Here is a 1,650-nt window from a genome sequence, read left to right on the forward strand (position 1 = left end):
ATCGCATAGAGCTCGATTACGTCGACACCGTGAGCATCGGTCCAGACCTTTCGCTGATGTCGTCCGATATCTTCGACGCGCCCCGGCGATATGTCGACGCCATGGATATTTCTCCATTGCTCCACGATCGCATTCGCATTGGATGGCACGACGGTTCTGTCTGCGGTTCCCTGCCAAAGTGATAATGTCGGCCACGGGCCTTTGTGCCCTGAAGCGTTTCTCAACCGCAGTTCAAGCTCTTTGCCAGTCGGACCGCCGTGACCGCGCATTCGGTCGAACGCCTCGGGAATGGTCGCGGCACTTGCATATGGCAGGCCCGCGATGATCGCGCCCCCCGTAAAGACCTCGGGATAGGTGGCAAGCACGGCGGCGGCCATCGCGCCGCCGGCCGAAAGCCCGGTCACGAATACGCGCCTGCCGTCGATACCGTGTTCCGCAACGACCTTTGCGATCATCTGGCGGATCGAAAACACCTCGCCGTGATCCCGGCGGATGTCCTCGGGGTTGAACCAATTGAAACAGAGATTTGGATTGTTTGCCCTTCGCTGCTCGGGAAACAGCAGCGCGATGCCATAATCCTCGGCCAATCGCGACCACCCCGATCCGATATCATAGCCGGCGGCAGTCTGGGTGCAGCCGTGCAGGACGACAACCAGGGGCATGTCTTTCCCGCGCTTCGACGGCAAATAGGTGTAGCCTCCCAAGGCGCCCGGGTTTGAGCCAAATGCGTCCAAGGCCACGAGATCGGCGTCTTCCTGCGTAGGTTGGGCGCGAAGGGTTCCTCGCAGCGCAGCAAGGCGTGCGAGGGTGTCTGACATAGATCTCATAAAGGTCTCCGCCAATCAGCAGCCGGGATGGCGGTGATGCTGAACTAAACGCGTCACTCTACGAAAAGGTTGCTGCGGTGCACAATGTTTTTCGATGGTGCAAACGGACGGGCGTCCGAGTTCGGCGGCGCGAGGAACTTCGGGCCAGATGTGGAGTTGATGTTGTCGATTGACAGCGTTGACGCTGCGACCCAATGAGGCCCTTCAGATGTCGAACAAATCCAACTTCTTCTCTTCCTTTGCGACCGCCGTCGCCGATCTCTCGGGAAAGCCGTTCACGTTCGTAGCGGCTTTGGCGCTGGTGCTTGTCTGGGCGGTTTCCGGCCCTTTTTTCGGCTATTCAGAAACCTGGCAACTTGTGATCAACACCACTACGACCATCATTACCTTCCTGATGGTGTTTGTGTTGCAGAACAGCCAGAACCGTGACGGAAAGGCTCTGCAGGCCAAGCTTGACGAACTCATCCTGACGAGCCAGGCGGCCAACAAGTTTGTCGGCATCGAAAAGCTGGACGAGGGAGAACTCCGGGAAATGAGCAAGACCCTCGCCGATAAGGCCGAATGCGTCGAGGAAAAGGCGGATGAGAAATCTGCCGCAGAGGCAGCGTCTGCCTAAGGCATGTCGCGCAAAGGTGCGCAGCGGTTTTGTAATAACGATGCGTTGGAAATAAAGCTCTAAAGCGCGAGGAGCGAATCTGAAAGATCGTGACGCGCTTTAGGTCGAGGTCTCTGAGGTTTGGCCATGGTGTTGCTGGCGCATTCCCTCTATCGCGTCGGCATCTTTCTTCTCAGCCGCAATCCAGTGGTTTCCTGCCTCGCTCCT

The 1,650-nt window shown here is 57.9% G+C and carries 2 protein-coding genes and 1 pseudogene; 1 reads left to right on the top strand and 2 read right to left on the bottom strand.

Annotated features, from left to right (window positions below):
• The coding region (locus AC1ECN_RS38490) for an extracellular catalytic domain type 1 short-chain-length polyhydroxyalkanoate depolymerase (RefSeq protein WP_477956054.1) at positions 1-827 on the bottom strand (827 nt) is incomplete at its 3' end.
• A 208-nt stretch (positions 828-1,035) separates the two neighbouring features.
• Here AC1ECN_RS38490 and AC1ECN_RS38495 point away from each other — a divergent pair.
• Positions 1,036-1,443 (top strand): low affinity iron permease family protein, encoded by a 408-nt coding sequence (locus AC1ECN_RS38495; RefSeq protein ID WP_130655265.1) that lies wholly within the window; start codon positions 1,036-1,038, stop codon positions 1,441-1,443.
• A gap of 99 nt (positions 1,444-1,542) precedes the next feature.
• Here AC1ECN_RS38495 and AC1ECN_RS38500 read toward each other — a convergent pair.
• Positions 1,543-1,650, bottom strand: a pseudogene (locus AC1ECN_RS38500) (low affinity iron permease family protein); the annotation flags it as partial.

The organism is Rhizobium sp. 01N447_2, from assembly GCF_056399245.1.